This window comes from Tsukamurella ocularis, from assembly GCF_965138335.1.
Lineage (GTDB): Bacteria > Actinomycetota > Actinomycetes > Mycobacteriales > Mycobacteriaceae > Tsukamurella > Tsukamurella ocularis_A.
Genome location: NZ_CBCSDV010000001.1, coordinates 83,877 through 99,812 on the forward strand (window position 1 = coordinate 83,877; position 15,936 = coordinate 99,812).

At 69.2% G+C, this 15,936-nt stretch carries 14 protein-coding genes and 1 pseudogene; 4 read left to right on the forward strand and 11 right to left on the reverse strand.

The window, feature by feature from the left end; genetic code table 11:
• Window positions 1-87: 87 nt before the first annotated feature.
• Both ACNAYW_RS00440 and ACNAYW_RS00445 read right to left on the reverse strand, forming a co-directional pair.
• The gene (locus ACNAYW_RS00440; protein WP_019201638.1) at window positions 88-1,059 is read right to left on the reverse strand and encodes a M56 family metallopeptidase; all 972 of its coding nucleotides are present in this window, start codon (window positions 1,057-1,059) and stop codon (window positions 88-90) included.
• A 57-nt stretch (window positions 1,060-1,116) separates the two neighbouring features.
• The gene (locus ACNAYW_RS00445; RefSeq protein ID WP_040765956.1) at window positions 1,117-1,482 is read right to left on the reverse strand and encodes a BlaI/MecI/CopY family transcriptional regulator; all 366 of its coding nucleotides are present in this window, start codon (window positions 1,480-1,482) and stop codon (window positions 1,117-1,119) included.
• A gap of 283 nt (window positions 1,483-1,765) precedes the next feature.
• On the opposite strand from ACNAYW_RS00445, the gene ACNAYW_RS00450 reads away from it, so the two are divergent.
• The 4 genes from ACNAYW_RS00450 to ACNAYW_RS00465 all read left to right on the forward strand — a co-directional run bounded on the left by ACNAYW_RS00450 (window position 1,766) and on the right by ACNAYW_RS00465 (window position 5,739).
• Window positions 1,766-3,256 (forward strand): NlpC/P60 family protein, encoded by a 1,491-nt coding sequence (locus ACNAYW_RS00450; RefSeq protein WP_126195761.1) that lies wholly within the window; start codon window positions 1,766-1,768, stop codon window positions 3,254-3,256.
• Between the two features lie 223 nt (window positions 3,257-3,479).
• Window positions 3,480-4,196 (forward strand): DinB family protein, encoded by a 717-nt coding sequence (locus ACNAYW_RS00455; RefSeq protein WP_415847802.1) that lies wholly within the window; start codon window positions 3,480-3,482, stop codon window positions 4,194-4,196.
• A 159-nt stretch (window positions 4,197-4,355) separates the two neighbouring features.
• A complete protein-coding gene (locus ACNAYW_RS00460) occupies window positions 4,356-5,039 on the forward strand; it encodes an isochorismatase family protein (RefSeq protein WP_415847803.1) in 684 nt (227 codons plus the stop codon).
• Window positions 5,040-5,154: 115 nt separating this feature from the next.
• Window positions 5,155-5,739: an NADPH-dependent FMN reductase gene (locus tag ACNAYW_RS00465; RefSeq protein ID WP_415847804.1), complete on the forward strand. Its 585-nt coding sequence runs from the start codon at window positions 5,155-5,157 to the stop codon at window positions 5,737-5,739.
• Window positions 5,740-5,761: 22 nt separating this feature from the next.
• Here ACNAYW_RS00465 and poxB read toward each other — a convergent pair.
• The 9 genes and pseudogenes from poxB to ACNAYW_RS00510 all read right to left on the reverse strand — a co-directional run.
• Window positions 5,762-7,317: ubiquinone-dependent pyruvate dehydrogenase (gene poxB / locus ACNAYW_RS00470; RefSeq protein WP_415847805.1), on the reverse strand; the 1,556-nt coding region annotated here is incomplete at its 5' end.
• Window position 7,318: 1 nt separating this feature from the next.
• Window positions 7,319-7,486, reverse strand: a pseudogene (locus ACNAYW_RS00475) (thiamine pyrophosphate-binding protein); the annotation flags it as partial.
• 70 nt (window positions 7,487-7,556) lie between these two features.
• A complete protein-coding gene (locus ACNAYW_RS00480) occupies window positions 7,557-10,964 on the reverse strand; it encodes a pyruvate carboxylase (protein ID WP_415847806.1) in 3,408 nt (1,135 codons plus the stop codon).
• On the reverse strand, window positions 10,961-11,590 hold the full coding sequence (locus tag ACNAYW_RS00485; RefSeq protein ID WP_415847807.1) for a 3-oxoacid CoA-transferase subunit B: 630 nt from the start codon (window positions 11,588-11,590) through the stop codon (window positions 10,961-10,963). Before ACNAYW_RS00485 ends, ACNAYW_RS00480 begins: the two co-directional genes overlap by 4 nt.
• Window positions 11,587-12,333, reverse strand: a complete 747-nt coding sequence (locus ACNAYW_RS00490) for a CoA transferase subunit A (protein ID WP_415847808.1) — start codon at window positions 12,331-12,333, stop codon at window positions 11,587-11,589. The genes ACNAYW_RS00485 and ACNAYW_RS00490 overlap by 4 nt, the downstream gene beginning before the upstream one ends.
• 2 nt (window positions 12,334-12,335) lie before the next feature.
• The gene (locus ACNAYW_RS00495) at window positions 12,336-12,851 is read right to left on the reverse strand and encodes a DoxX family protein (protein ID WP_415847809.1); all 516 of its coding nucleotides are present in this window, start codon (window positions 12,849-12,851) and stop codon (window positions 12,336-12,338) included.
• A 31-nt stretch (window positions 12,852-12,882) separates the two neighbouring features.
• A complete protein-coding gene (locus ACNAYW_RS00500; protein ID WP_415847810.1) occupies window positions 12,883-14,625 on the reverse strand; it encodes an FAD-dependent monooxygenase in 1,743 nt (580 codons plus the stop codon).
• Between the two features lie 126 nt (window positions 14,626-14,751).
• Window positions 14,752-15,468 carry an SDR family oxidoreductase gene (locus ACNAYW_RS00505; RefSeq protein ID WP_415847811.1) on the reverse strand — a complete coding sequence of 239 codons (717 nt, stop codon included), beginning with the start codon at window positions 15,466-15,468 and terminating at the stop codon, window positions 14,752-14,754.
• Window position 15,469: 1 nt separating this feature from the next.
• Window positions 15,470-15,907 (reverse strand): nuclear transport factor 2 family protein, encoded by a 438-nt coding sequence (locus ACNAYW_RS00510; protein WP_415847812.1) that lies wholly within the window; start codon window positions 15,905-15,907, stop codon window positions 15,470-15,472.
• Window positions 15,908-15,936 lie beyond the last annotated feature (29 nt).

A 15,936-nucleotide genomic window follows, 5' to 3' on the forward strand; every position in this document is an offset into this window, starting at 1 on the left:
AAGCGTCGCAGCGGATGTTGCTGCGCAGTTGGCCCCCCCGGGGAACAGGCAAATCTCTCTGTCACGCTGCGCCACGGGCGCAGCGGGCTAGAGCGCTGGGCAGGAAATAGCGGACACGACGAGGGCTGCAAGCGCCACCGTAGCGGCTGATCCCAGGGCGGTGGCCGCGGCGACCGCGCCGCAGTGGCGCACGCGAGCACTGCGGCTCGCTGCGGGGAGCTGTAGGCGGCGGGCCCGCGCCGAGGTCGCGGTGGTCGCCATCGCCAGAGTAGGGCCCCGCCCGGCTGTCCCTGATCGCTGCCGCACCGATTGTGCGGAGGCCATCTGCAGCAGGGCCCGGTGTACCGTGGCCGCCCCGCAACGGCGTGCTGCTGCTCCGTCAGCGATCGCCTCGACCAATTCCCGCACGGCGCTCGGGGCGTTCCGGCACAGCGGGATCGGGCGCAGGACCTGCCCGATGACCTCAGTGATGGCAACGATCAGGTGGTGGCGACCGCGGAGGTGTGCGTGCTCGTGTGCCAGCACTGCCGCCAGCTCGGAGGGTGCCAACAAGGTCTGTAGGCCGCGGGAGATCACCACCATCCCGCCCCTGGGTGCGGCGATGGCGAATGCCAAGGGGGCGTCGTGCTCGAGGCACCACACTCGGCCGTCCCCGGCGGCTGGACTGGCCACCAGCCTTATTCGGTCGCAATGCAACGTCGCGACCGCCCGCCGGCGCGCGAGGACGAAGACGCAGCGCACGCCGGAGATCACGACGGAGCCCGCAATGAGCGCGGCTAGTGCGGCGCCGGTCGCCCGGCGTCCCTGCGGCACGGTGCCATGGACCGCCAGGGACCAGCAGTCTCCGAACGCAGTGGTTACCGAGTAGTCTGCGTGCAGCGGCAGCAACAGTGCCACGATCGCTAACGCCGTCAGCAGTCCAAGCATTGCCAGCGCTCCCACCCAGCCGATGAGCAGGGCAACTGGATCGAGCCGCGTACGCCCCGCGCGGGTGAGCAGCACAGGTCCGGCAGCCGCGATCGCAGCCGCCGCGACGACCAATGCCGCGAACACCGTCATCGTGTACTCATTCCCTCCATCCGGGTCCGGATTCGGATCTCGCGCACCGGGCTTAGTCTATTGCTGCCGTGACCGACGGCGTAGTGCCCGCCGGATGACCTTTGATTCCTCGTCCGACGCGGACTCGGTGAAGTGCAGCAGCACTGCCTCAGGATCGCCGGATGCATCCAGCACGTCACGCAGCGCCTGGGTCGCAGCCTCCGCGCGGCTGAGTGTCGGCTCGTAGAAGTAGGCCTTGCCGACCTTCTCGCGTTGGACCCACTGCTTGCGGTGCAGGTTGTCTAGAACCGTCATCACCGTGGTGTAGGCCAGTGCCCGCCCGGTGTCGAGGGCATCGACCACCTCCTGCACCTTCAAGGCGTGCTCACTGTCCCAGAGCACTTGCATGACCGCGGATTCCAACTCACCAGGCAAGGGTCGCACTCCTCCTTAGTACTATCGTGGATAGTAGCAGGATCTTGATTGAATCTTGAATACCGCAGGCCAACCCCATTGTAGGTGGCAGTTAAGGCTCTGCATCTGCTCGATCACCGCTTCCCTCTGTGGCGTCTGTGACGTACGGTTCGGATGGTACTCAAGGGGTGCCGGTGCGGCGCGTCAAACTTTGCGTAAAAAGATTGCGCACCAACAATATTCCGCTTCTGATCCCCTCGCGTGGGCGCAACCTCCCCGCGGGGGGCGGTCGGCTCGTTGAAGGAGATGTTCCGTGGTGAATCAGCATCGATGGGCGTCTGGAATGCAGCGGGCGGCGGCGGTGACGATCGTGGCTGCGATCGTGGTCGGCGGAGCGGATCCTGCGTGGGCGCGGCACGTGGGAGACGACCCTCGAGCAGGTCACTCGGTCGCGGTGGTTCCTTCGTTGATCGTGCGCCTTGCGGACTTTGATCAGCAGATCGCGGCTTTGCAGAACGACGTTGACATTCGGCGGCAGTCGGTGAACAAGGCGGTGATCGACGTGGCGTTGGCCGCCGACGCTGCGCGGGCCGCGACGAATGCAGTAGTAGTTGCGGATCGGGAGGCCGTGGCTTCCGACCAGGCAGTGGATGCTGCTCAGCGCAGGCTCGATGAGATGCTCCGCGCCGCCTACATGCAGGGGAACACCTCGGGCGGGGTCGCGGATGCTCTGACCGCCCCGGATGGGCAGACGGCGGTAGACCGCACTGCGGTTCTTCGGCGCGTTGCTGCCGCCCAGGCAGGTACTGTCACCGGCCTCAATGACGCCCGGCGGCGGGCGCGATCGAGCCGCGATGCTGCGCGGATCGCGAAGATCTCCGCGGATGCAGCGGCTGGCGCGGCTGCCGACCGCCGCACCCGAGCGCAGGGGTCGGTGGCCCAGACCCTGGAGGCGCTGCGTTCGGCGACCGATCAACGCCGACGGTTGGATTTGCGTCGGCAGACGGCCGCAAGGGCGCTCGCCGAGGCGAAGGCGAAGTCCGGGGATGCCGCAGGTCAGCAGCGGATCTATGACCAATACGTCGTCAGCGAACAGCAGACAGTGACGGTGCCTTCCTCGCAGCCGGCTCCTGCACCGGCGGCACCCCCGAACGCAAGCACACCCGTAGCGGCTCCTTCTGCGGCACCGGCAGTGTCGGCGCCCGGGGGGCCACCGTCGGCCGCGACCGCAGCGTCGTCGTTGCTCGGGCAACTGAGCAACCTGTTCGGGTTCACGCCGCAACCGCAGACCGCATCCCAGGTCCCGGCTCAAGCGGCAGCCCAGGTGCCTGCAATCCAGGCACCAGTAGCGCCTGTGTCAGTCGCGTCGATGTCGGGCAAGCAAATGATTGACACGGTCATTGCCCGGGGCCTGTCGGTGGTCGGCACCAGATATTCCTGGGGGGGTGGTGATATCAACGGCCCCACCGTCGGGGTCCGCGACGGCGGCGTTGCCGATACCTTCCGTGACTTCGAGAACCCGGGATTTGATTGCTCGGGCCTGACGCTGTTCGCATTTGCTGCCGTCGGCATCAAGCTCCCGCACTACAGCGGCTACCAGTACAACATCGGCAAGAAGGTTCCGCTCGCTGAGATCAAGCGGGGTGACCTGATCTTCTTCGGCCCGAATGCGAGCCAGCACGAAGCGCTCTATCTGGGTGACAACCAGATGCTTGAGGCACCCGAGTCCGGATCGACGGTCAAAGTATCGCCGCTGCGCACCGACGGCGCGATGCCCTACGTGGTCCGGCTGATCAATTCGTAGACCCAGTTCTAGTTACGACCTGTCGAAGGCTGTGGGAACGGTACTGCTGCTGGAGTGGGAGTCCGGCGACGGCCTGAATGCTGTGGTGGAAATGCCATGTTGCTGGGACTGGCGAGATGCCAACTCCGTGGGACTGCGTGATGCAGTGCAGGTGAGAAGGCTGACAGTCGCCAGGTAGGTCGGGACCCTACACGCCCCGGCGGCCGGACTTACGATGCGAAGCATGGTCCGGTACGTCGACGAGGATCTGAGCGGGGCGGAGTTCCGCGAGTGCGACCTGTCCGGGGCGCGCTTCGTCGGGGCGGTGATGCAGGACGTGGTGATCGACGGGCTCGTCTCCGATCTGGTGGTGAACGGCGTCGACGTCACCGGGTACGTGGAGGCCGAGCTCGACCGGCGATACCCGGTACGCGCGCTGATCCGCTCCGAGGCCCCCGCCGACCTGCGCCGTGCGGCGACCACGCTCCATTCCGACTGGGCGGCGACGATCGGGCGCATCCGCCGCGCACCCGGCATCGAGGACCGCACGGTGCACGGGGAGTGGTCGGCGATGCAGACCCTGCGGCACCTCGTCTTCGTCCACGACTCCTGGTTCCGGCGCTGCTGCCTGGGCTCCCGGGACGTCTTCACGCCGATGGGGCTCGGCCCGGACATCGCGCCCTACCGCGGGGCGCACGGGCTGGACCTCGCCGCCGATCCGTCCCTCGACGAGGTCGCGGCGGTGCGCGCCGCTCAGGCCGCCGAGCTCGAGGCGTGGCTCGGCGGGGTCACCGCGGAGCGGCTCGACGCGCCGGCGCCGGTTCCCGACGACGACGTCTGGCCGCCGTACGCCCGCGGCCGCACGGTGCGGCAGTGTCTGCGCACGGTGCTCACCGAGACCTTCGAGCACCACCGCTACTGCGTCCGCGACCTCGAGCTGATCGAGGCTGCCGCAGGCTGACCGTGGCCCAGGGGTCATCGCGCTGAAGTGCGCAGGTCAGCACCCGTTGACAAGCGTCCCAGGGGCGGCTAATCTCATGTCATTCAAATTTGAATCATTCAAATTTGAATGACATTGGCCGGGATGCCCCGACCACCGATCCGTTCAAGGAGTTCCACCATGACTGATTCCCTCGGGCTCATCGATCCTGACGACGCAGTGCTGCTGCTCATCGACCACCAGAGCGGCCTCTTCCAGGTGGTGCACGACCAGCCTTTCAACCAGGTCCGCGCCAACACCATCGCGCTGGCCAAGCTCGCGAAGCTCGCCGGGATTCCCGTGATCACCACGGCATCGGTGCCGCAGGGCCCGAACGGCCCCCTGATGCCGGAGATCCACGAGATCGTGCCCGAAGCGACCTACATCCCGCGCAACGGCGAGATCAACGCCTGGGACGTCGAGGCCTTCCGCGATGCCGTCGCGGCCACCGGCCGGAAGACGCTGATCATGGCGGCGGTCATCACCTCGGTGTGCCTCGCGGAACCGGCCATCAGCGCCACCCGTGAGGGCTACAAGGTCTTCGGCGTCATCGACGCGTCCGGCACCTACTCGAAGCTGTCGCAGGAGATCGCAATGGCCCGCATGGTGCAGGCGGGTGTCTCCCCGGTCGACACCGTGGCCGTGGCCAGCGAGGTCCAGCAGACCTGGAACCGCCCCGAGGCCGCCGACTTCGCATCGCTGTACTCGGGTGTGATGACCAACTACCAGCTGCTCATCGAGTCGTACCAGCGGGCACAGGCCGAGGCCACGCAGGGGCCCGGCGCCGATGCGGAGCGCAAGCTCGCCGCGACCGCGAGCGTCTGACCCGGGCCGACCTTCGGTGCCTTCGGGTGCGCCGCGATGCGGCGCACCCGGATCCCGGGGGCGGAACCGCTGTGCCGCACCGTCGACCGTTGCGGACCGTTCGAAAGGAGTTCGGATGAAGGAATCCCACCGCCCTCGGATCAGTGTGGTGATCGGGAGTACGCGGCCCGTGCGCATCGGTGATCAGCTCGCTGCTGAGATGGCCCAGGAGATCTCGAGTGTCAGTGAAAGCGACGTGCGGATACTCGACCTCCGGGAGATCGGCCTGCCGCTGCTGGACGAGCCGGTGATGGCGGCGTTGCATCAGTACGCGCACGATCACACCCAGGCGTGGTCGCGGGAGATCCTCGAGTCCGATGCGATCGTCTTCGTCACGCCGCAGTACAACGCGGGATACCCGGCCTCCCTGAAGAATGCGATCGACTACCTCTACGACGAGTGGAACGGGCGGCCGGCGGCGATCGTCAGCTACGGAGGCCGCGGGGGCGGAATGTCGGCCCGACAGCTCGCGGAGGTCCTCCGGTTCGTCAAGACGGATCTGATCGACGAACAGCCACAGCTGACGATCGCGCGCGAGGACTACACCGCGGCGGGGGTCCTGGGGAATCCCGAGGCGGTCGTCGAGCGCTACTCGGCGGAGATCCGGTCGATGGCCCGCGCCCTGGACGCGCGGGCGCGCGCCTTCGCCGCGCAGCGGTAGCGCCGGCACCGGCGCCCCGCTTTCAGAAGAGCTGGCGGAGATTCGCGCGCGCGAGGTCGATGAGTTCGTCGCCGCGACCGGACATCACCGTGCGGATCGCGTACAGGGTCATCCCCTTCACCTGCTCCGCCGTGATGGTCGGAGGCATCGACAGCTCCTGCCGCTCGGTGACGACGTCGAGCACGGCCGGCCCGTCGTGCGCGAGGAACTCCTCCACCGCACCCGCCAACTCCGTCGAATCGCTGACCCGGCGCCCCCAGATCCCCAAGGCCGCGGCCACCGCGCCGAAGTCGGGATTGGCGAGGTCGGTCCCGTACGTGACGAAGCCCGCCGCCTTCATCTCCAGCTCGACGAAGTTCAGCGACGAGTTGTTGAACACGACGGTCTTCACCGGGAGGCCGTTCTGCGTGAGCGTCAGCAGCTCGCCGAGCATCATGGACAGCCCTCCGTCTCCGGCGAGCGCGACGACCTGACGCCCGGGGTGCGACGCCTGGACGCCGATGGCGTGCAGCAGAGCGTTCGCCATGGAGCCGTGCGAGAACGAACCGATGAGGCGGCGCAGGCCGTTCATCGTCAGGTACCGGGCGGCCCAGACCACGGGCGAGCCGACATCGGGGATGAACACGGCGTCCTCATCGGCGTACCGATCGATCAACGCGGCCAGGTACTGCGGGTGGATCGCCGCGTTCCGCTTCGAGACGGTCGCGAGTTCGTCGAGCTTCGCCCGGGTGCGCCGGTAGTGAGCGCGGGAGTCCTGCAGGTGCCCCCGGTCGGCCTTCCTCCGGATCAGCGGCAGCAGCGCGGCGGCGGTGTCCTTGACCGTTCCCACCATCCCGATGTCGACGCGGTGCCGGCGGCCCAGCTGTTCGCCGCGGATGTCGACCTGGATCACCTGTGCATGCTTCGGGTAGAACTGCCGGTACGGGAAGTCGGTGCCCAGCATGAGCAGCAGGTCGGACTCCTCCATCGCCCGGTATCCCGACGCGAAGCCCAGGAGGCCCGTCATCCCCACGTCGTAGGGGTTGTCGTACTCGATCACCTCCTTTCCGCGCAGGGTATGCACGATCGGGGCCGCGAGCTCCTCGGCCAGCGCGAGGACCTCCTCGCGCGCACCGCGGCAGCCCGCGCCGGCGAGGATCGTGATCCGCTCCGCGCGATCGAGTAGTGCGGCGGCGCGCGCCACCTCGCCCGGGGGCGGTGTGACGACCGCTCCGCCCGCGCGGATCGCCGCGGGGCGACTCGCATCGGCTTCGGCGAGCGCGACGTCGCCCGGGATCACGAGCACGGCGACGCCGCGCTTCTCGACGGCGGTGCGGATGGCGATCTCGAGCAGGTGCGGCAGCTGCGAGGCGTCCGCCGCGTACTCGCAGAACACGGAGCACTCCCGGAACAACTCCTGCGGATGCGTCTCCTGGAAGTAGTTCGTCCCGATCTCGCTCGTCGGAATGTGCGCGGCGATGGCCAGGACCGGTACGCGCGATCGGTGCGCGTCGTAGAGGCCGTTGATCAGGTGGAGGTTCCCGGGGCCGCAACTCCCCACCGCCACCGCCAGTTCGCCCGTCATCTCGGCCTCGGCGGNCGCCGCGAAGGCGGCGGCCTCCTCGTGCCGGACGTGTACCCAGTCGATGGTGCCGAGCTTCCGCAGGGAGTCGGTGACTCCGTTGAGAGAGTCTCCGGGGATCCCGTAGATCCGCCGGACACCGCTCGCGCTGAGGGTTTCGACCACCTGGTCGGCGATCGTTCTCATGAGGGCTGCTCCGTTCGTCCGGGGGAATGCTCTGGTCTGCGCCGCCTCGAAGGAACTCGGCGGCGGTCGTTCACATCGGCGCTCGGGTCACCACCAAGAGTAGATCGCCCGCCTCCACCTGGGCCACGGCATCGATGGCCGTGCGCTCGACGACGCCCGCCATCGGCGCGGTGATGGCGGCCTCCATCTTCATGGCCTCGATCGCGCCGATGGTCGCCCCGCTCTCCACCGGATCGCCCGGTGCGACCGAGAGCGACACGACACCGGCGAACGGCGCGGCCACGTGCCCCGGATCGTTGCGATCGGCCTTCTCGGCCACCGGAACCTGGTCCGCGATCGATCGGTCGCGGACCTGGACCGGTCGCAGCTGGCCGTTCAGCTGGCACATCACCGTGCGCATCCCGTGCTGGTCCGCCTCCGAGATCGACTGCAGGCCGACGATCAGGACGACGCCCGGTTCCAGTTCGATCCTGTGCTCCTCGCCCTCGCGGAGGCCGTACAGGAACTGATTCGTCGACAGCCGTGTGGTGTCGCCGAACGTGTCGACGTGGTCGAGGTACTCCTGGGTGGGCCCGGGGAACAACAGCCGGCTGAGGGTGGTGCGGCGGATGGCTTTGGCGCCGTCCAGCCCCGCCTCGTCCGCCGCGCTGAGCGCGGCCGGTTCGGGTGCCGGATCGCGCCCGGCCAGCGCGCGCGAGCGGAAGGGCTCCGGCCAGCCGCCGGGCGGATCCCCCAGATCGCCCCGCAGGAAGCCGATCACCGAGTCGGGAATGTCGTGCGTGGACGGGGACGCCGCGAACTCCGCCACCGTGGTTCCGGCCCCCGTCAGCGACATGGCGAGGTCGCCCACCGCCTTCGACGACGGCGTCACCTTGGTGATCCGGCCGAGCAGCCGGTCCACGTCCGCGTAGTTCCGTTCGACCTCCTCGAATCGATCCCCCAGCCCCAGCGCGGACGCCTGCTGCCGCAGATTGGACAACTGCCCGCCGGGGATCTCGTGGTGGTAGACCCTGCCGGTCGGTGCGTTGAGGCCCATCTCGAACGGCGCGTACACTTTTCGCACCGCGTCCCAGTACGGCTCGAGGTCCGCGACCGCGTTCAGGTCCAGGCCCGTGTCGCGCTCCGTGTGCGCGACGGCGGCGACGATCGACGACAGCGAGGGCTGGCTGGTGGTCCCTGCCAGCGGCGCGCTCGCACCGTCGACGGCGTCCGCACCCGCGGCCCACGCGGCGGCGTACGTCGCCAACTGGCCGCCGGCCGTGTCGTGCGTGTGGACGTGGATCGGGAGATCGAACTCGCGGCGGAGCGCGCCGACGAGAGTCGTGGCCGCCGGCGCGCGGAGCAGTCCGGCCATGTCCTTGATGGCGAGGACGTGCGCCCCCGACTCGACGATGCTTTCGGCCAGCGCGAGGTAGTAGTCCAGGGTGTAGAGATCCTCGGCCGGGTCCGACAGGTCACCGGTGTAGCTCATCGCGACCTCGGCGATCGCGGTCCCGGTGTCCCGGACGGCGTCGATGGCCGGCCGCATCTGCTCGATGTCGTTGAGCGCGTCGAAGATCCGGAACACGTCGATCCCGGTGGCGGCCGCCTCGGCGACGAACGCCCGGCTCACCCGATCCGGGTACGGTGTGTACCCCACGGTGTTCCGCCCGCGGAGCAGCATCTGCAGGCAGATGTTGGGGACGGCGTCGCGGAGCAGCGCCAGACGCTCCCACGGGTCCTCGTGCAGGAACCGGAGGGCTACGTCGTACGTCGCGCCGCCCCAGGCCTCGATCGACAGCAGGTCCGGGGTCATCCGGGCGACGTGCGGCGCGACGGCGAGGAGAGTCGCCGTCCGCAGCCGGGTCGCCAGGATCGATTGATGTGCGTCGCGGAACGTGGTGTCGGTGACCGCCAGCGCCGGTTGCTCGCGGAGCGCGCGGGCGAACCCCTCCGGGCCGAGCCGGAGGAGCCGCTGCCGCGAACCGTCGGGCGGTGGGACCGCCAGGTCGATCTCGGGGAGCTTGTCGTTCGGATACACGGATGTGGGCCGGGTTCCGTTCGGCTTGTTGACGGTGACGTCGGCGAGGTACGCGAGGATCTTCGACGCGCGGTCCGCCGACCTGTGCCGGGTCAACAGTTGCGGGTGCTCCTCGATGAAGGAGGTGGTCACCGCGCCGTTCCGGAACGTCGGTTCGTCGAGGACCGCCTGGAGGAAGGGGATGTTGGTGGCCACACCGCGGATCCGGAACTCCGTCACCGCGCGCCGGGCGCGGTCGACCGCGGTCCCGAAGTCCTTGCCGCGGCAGGTCAGTTTGACCAGCATCGAGTCGAAGTAGGCGCCGACCTCGGCCCCCAACGCGGTTCCGCCGTCGAGCCGTACCCCGCTGCCGCCGGGCGTGCGGTACACCGTGATCCGCCCGGTGTCGGGCCGGAACCCGTTGGCGGGGTCCTCGGTGGTGATGCGGCACTGCAGCGCGGCGCCGTGCACCACGATCGCATCCTGCGTCAGCCCGAGGTCACCGAGCGTCGCGCCGGAGGAGATCTGCAACTGGGCGCGCACCAGGTCGACGTCGGTCACCTCCTCGGTGACGGTGTGCTCGACCTGGATCCGCGGGTTCATCTCGATGAAGACGTGCTGTCCCGCACCGTCGACCAGGAACTCGACCGTCCCCGCACAGCTGTAGCCGATCCGCCGGGCGAAGGCGACGGCGTCGGCGCACAGGCGGTCCCGGATCTCCGGTGCCAGCCCCTGGGCGGGCGCCACTTCGATCACCTTCTGATGGCGCCGCTGGACGGAGCAGTCGCGCTCGTACAGATGCACCACGTCGCCGTGCGTGTCGGCGAGGATCTGGACCTCGATGTGCCGGGGTTCGATCACCGCGCGCTCGATGAAGACGGCCGGATCCCCGAAGGCGGATTCCGCTTCCCGGGAGGCCGATTCGATCGCCTCGCGGAGCTTGGACGGGTCGTCCACCCGACGCATGCCGCGGCCTCCGCCGCCGGCGACGGCCTTGACGAAGACGGGGAATCGCATCTCCTCGGCCGCGGCCAGCAGCGTGTCGGGGTCGGCGGACGGAGCCGTCGACTCGAGGACGGGCAGGCCGGCCGCGCGGGCCGCTGCGATCGCGCGGGACTTGTTGCCGGCGAGTTCGAGGACGTCGGCGGAGGGCCCGACGAAGACGAGACCCTCGCGCGCGCAGGCCGACGCCAGCTCGGGATTCTCCGACAGGAAGCCGTAGCCGGGGTAGATCGCATCGGCCCCGGATCGCTTCGCCGCCGCGATGATCGCCTCGACGTCCAGGTAGTTCCGAACGGGGTGCCCGGCGGTGCCGATCTCGTAGGCTTCGTCGGCCTTGGTCCGGTGCGCGGAGTTCCGGTCCTCGTGCGAATAGACCGCCACCGTCGCGATTCCGGATTCGTACGCCGCGCGGAACGCCCTGATCGCGATCTCGCCGCGGTTCGCCACGAGCAACTTGCGGATGCGTGGTGCGGTCATGCGATCAACTCCGCATCGGTGGCCTCGCGGACGTCCGCCTCGGTGACTCCGGGCGCGCACTCGACGAGCTGGAGACCGGCTGACGTGACGTCGATGACGGCGAGATCGGTGATGATCCGGTGCACGCACGCCGAGCCGGTCAGCGGTAGCGTGCACCGTTCGACGATCTTCGAGGCACCGTCGCGGGCGCGGTGGTTCATCATGACGATCACACGCCGCGCACCGTGGACCAGGTCCATCGCGCCGCCCATGCCCTTGATCATTCTCCCGGGGATGGTCCAGTTGGCCAGGTCACCCGCTGCGGAGACCTGCATCGCGCCGAGGACGGCGATGTCGATGTGGCCGCCGCGGATCATGCCGAAACTCGCCGCGGAGTCGAAGAGAGCGGCGCCGGGGAGCAGCGTCACCGTCTCCTTGCCCGCGTTGATCAGGTCCGCGTCCACGCGGCCGGCCTCCGGGTACGGGCCCACCCCGAGGATGCCGTTCTCGGAGTGCAGCACGACGGTGCGCTCCCGCGGGATGAAGTTCGGTACCAGCGTGGGCAACCCGATCCCCAGGTTGACGTAGGCGCCGTCGGGAAGCTCGTGCGCGACCCGCGCCGCGAGTTCCGCCTCGGTCAGGCTCATGATCGTGTGGTCTCCTTCTCGATGGGCTTGCTCACGGGGCCGACGCAGACCACGCGCTGCACGAACACCCCCGGCGTGTGCACCTGCTCGGGTTCGATCTCGCCCGGTTCGACGAGCTCCTCGACCTGGGCGATCGTCACGCGCCCGGCCGTTGCGCACAGGTGGTTGAAGTTGCCCGCCGCCCGGCGGTACACGAGGTTCCCGTGACGGTCCCCGCGCCAGGCGTGCACGAGGGCGAAGTCGGTGGCGATGGCTCGCTCCAGGATGTGCCCGCGCCCGTCGAACTCCCGCGCCTCCTTCGCGGGGGAGGGCACCGCCGTCGTCCCGTCGGGGTGGAATCGCCAGGGCACGCCGCCCTCGGCGACGGCGGTTCCCACGCCCGCAGGGGTGTAGAAGGCGGGTATCCCGGCGCCGCCGGCCCGCAGGCGCTCGGCGAGGGTGCCCTGCGGCACCAGCTCGACCTCGAGTTCCCCCGCGAGGTACTGGCGTGCGAACTCGCGGTTCTCGCCGACGTACGAGGCGATCGTGCGCCGGATCCGGTGCTGCGCGAGCAGGCGCCCCAGGCCCAGACCGTCCACGCCGCAGTTGTTGGACACCGTGTGCAGCTCGCGTGCGCCGGTATCGAGGACCGCCGCGATGAGCTGATCGGGAATGCCGTTGAGGCCGAAGCCGCCGACGGCGATGCTGGCCCCGTCGCCGATGTCGCGCACGGCATCGGCGATCGCGGTGATCTCCTTGTCCACGCTCAGGCCTCCGTGGCGACGGACGAGCGTCCCTTGTGCCGGCTCGCGTAGCCGATGAAGGCGGCCGCGGCGACCGCCGCGACGATCACGGCGACGACGCCGGCCGTCGTGGAGTCGTACCCGTCGAGTCCGATGAGGCGGTCCAGCGAGAATCCACCGGGCCCGGTGAAGCACAGCGCCGCAGCCGTTCCGCCGTAGGCGAGCGCCAGCTCGTAGCCTCCGCCCTGTGCCCACAGACCGTTGGCGACGTTGACCGAGGCCGCGACGGCCATGACGCCGACCAGGATCGCGGCCCCGAGCGGGGTCGCCAGTCCGAACACCACGAGGAGTGCGCCGAGCAACTCGAGGAGCGCGGCCAGCACCACCAGGGGCTTACCGGGCACCAGCCCCCACTTCTCGAAGATCGGCGCGGTCCCATCGGGTCCGAGTCCGCCGAAGGCGCCGGTCAGCTTCTGCAGGGCGTGCCCGGCGATCAGGGTGCCGAGGAGCAGGCGGAGGATGAGCAGTCCGATGTCCATTCTTGTTTCTCCAGTTCCGATTCGGGTCGGGTCAGCGATCGAGCAGGGTGGTGACGGCGGCGCGCAGATCCGCCAGGGGGGACTCCGAGAGGGATGCCGCCCGCCAGGCCACGTGCCGGTCCGGGCGTACGAGAAGCACTCCGTCGTCGGCGATCTCGCACGACGCGCGCCACTCGCCGAAGGGGTCGTCGTAGCCCTGTCGCGCGCCCACGATCGAGGGGGTGATGGTGACGCCGAGCTCCGCCGACAGTCGGCGTGCCGCCTCGGCCCAGGACTCGCCGCCGATGCCGGTGATGACGGCGAAGTCGCCGTTCCGGACCAGGTCCAGGGTCGAGACCGGGCCGTCGGGGGTTTCGAGCCAGGCGTGGGGCAGCACGGCGCCCGGGGTGCTGGTCGGGTGGTAGTACAGCTCCGGATCGCGGTCGTACGCCGGGAAGGGCTCGTCGCCGATGACGGCGCAGGACCGGTATCGCTGGCCGAGTTCGACTCCGTGCGCGTTGAACTGGTAGTCGGCGCCCTGCAGGACCTCGTGCACGCGGTCCCGCTTCGCGCTGCCCTCCGGCGTGTCCCCGAACAGCTCCGCGAGCGCGGCGTCGCCGGCTTCGGCGTCCTGCCCCGCCTCGATACCCATCGCCTGCGTCAACTCTCCGAGCTGCGCGACGCTCTTCATCGCGCGATCGACGACCTGCTTGCCCACCGGCCGGCGTTCCTGGCTGTACGAGTCGAGGAGTCCGTCGCCCGCCTGCCCGGACACCACCAGCGCGAGCTTCCACGCGAGATTGCTCGCGTCCTGCACCGACGTGTTCGATCCGAGACCGTTGGCGGGCGGGTGGCGGTGCGCCGCATCGCCGGCGATGAAGACACGGCCCTTCCGGTACTCGCGGGCCACGACGTGGTTCATCTGCCACTCGCTGATGTTCTTGATCGTGATCTCGACGTCGTCGTCGCCGATGATCTTTCGTGCCCGTTCCTTCATCGCCTCCTCGGACTTGTCGATCTCCTCGACCGCCGGGTCGTACATCACGATGAGGACCCACTCCCGCCAGGGCTCGACGGTGATGAAGGTGCCTGAGCCGAGCCAGAAGTCACGGCCCGGTTGGATCACGAAGAAGAGCGCGCCGGGTCGCTCGGCCCGGTACTGCGTGAGGTCGGCCTCCAGCCATACGTTGACCGCCGAGCCGAGGCCGGTCTCGCCGTCGAACTCGAAACCGATCTGTTCCGCCACGGTGCTGCGCCCGCCGTCCGCGCCCACCGCGTACTTCGCCCGAATGCGGGTCTCCTCGCCCGTGACGCGGTCGCGCACGAGTGCGTCGACTCCGTCCTCGTCCTGGGAGATCTCGATGAGCTGCGTGTTGAAGCGGATGTCGGCGCCCAACTCGCACGCGCGCTTCAACAGGATCGGCTCCAGCGTGTGCTGGCCGATGTTGCACATCGACGTGGGGCTCGCGCAGGCGTAGTCCGCGGCGCGGCGCTCGCCGGATCCCCAGGCGTGGGCACGTGCGAGCTCGGTGCCGGCGAAACCGGTGGCCCACACGTTCTGTCCCATGAGTTCGCTCGGGATGGACTGGGCGCGGACCTCGTCCTCGATCCCGAGGTCCCGGAAGACCTCCATCGCGCGCTGGTTGGTGATGTGCGCGCGGGGAGTGTGCGCGGTGCCCGGGTACTGGGTCACGGTCACGGCGGCGATGTTCCGGCGGGCGAGCAGTGCCGACATGGTGAGGCCGCACGGGCCTGCGCCGACGACGAGGACGTCCGTCTCGATGGTGGTGGTCATGGTGGCTCCTAGGGGTGACGCTGAGCGGGGATTCGCGGGCACCACCGATCCACCCCCTGCACGCGGGTGTCGCGGGGGTTGCTCGAGTGGTGGAGTCGGTTGTGCCCGGGGCGCCGGGCGCGGGCCTCAGGCCAGGTGCATGCCGGCGTCGACGACGAGGTTCGCCGCGTTGAGGCCGGGATTGTCGGTGAGCGCGAAGGTCGCGGCGACGATGTCCGCCGTGGTGGGCAGCCGCTTTCCGGGGGTGCGCTGCCGGAGTCGCTCGTACTGCTCGGCCCGGACCGGGTCGGCGTCGTCGACGGCGCGGGTGCCGGTCACGACGCCCGGGGTGACCGCGTTGACGCGGACCGGCGCGACCTGGGTCGCCAACGAGTTCATCAAGCCGATGACGCCGCCGTTGGCCATCGAGATGGTCGTCGACCCAGGCATGGGCGTCCACATCGACAGGCCGCTGAACATGACGACCGAACCGGTGTCGGTGAACCTCGGGAGTGCTGCCTGCACGGCGACCGCGTAGCCGACCGTCTTCATCAGCATCGTCCGAGCGCTGTCGTCCGGCCGGAAGTCGGCGATGGTGTTGTGGTCGCGGTCGAGCGCGGTGAGGATCAGGTGGTCGACGGAATCGATCGTCGCGAACATGCGGTGGAGGGAGTCCCAGTCGGTCAGGTCGCAGGTGCAGGCACCGGTCCCGTCTCCCACTTCCGCGGCGGCACTGTCGGCCTTGTCCTGGTGCCGGCCTGCGACGGTGACCCGGGCTCCGAGCGCGTTCGCCGCTTTCGCGATCTCGAGCCCCAGATTGCTCGTCCCGCCGATGATGACGACGTGTTCTCCGGCGCGGGGCATGTCACCGCACCACCGTCGGGTAGCGGGCGGCGTCGGCGTTCGCGTAATCGGGATCGAGGTAGACGAAGCAGCGCTCGATCTTCCCGTTCCGGATCTCGAAGACGTCGGTGAACCGCCCGCCCGCCCCGTCCCCGACGCGGAACACGGTCCCGTCGGCGGCACGGCCGATCGAGCCGCCCTCGACCACGACGACGTCCTCGTCGACGACGACGTTGAGGTACTCACGCAGGTGGGAGATCTCCCGGATCAGCTCTCCGACCCAGCCGAAGAGCCGGGCGATCTGTTCCTTACCCTGCGCTACACCCCATTTCGGGAAGTAGACCTCGGCGTCGTCGGCGAACAGGTCCAGCACGTCGCCGCCGGAGTCGAACCGCCGGAAGTACTCGAGCGCGATGGATTTGCGTTGCTCGCGGGTCATGCTCTGGGTTGCCGTCATCATGAGCTGTCCTTGTGGCTGAGGGGTGGCGC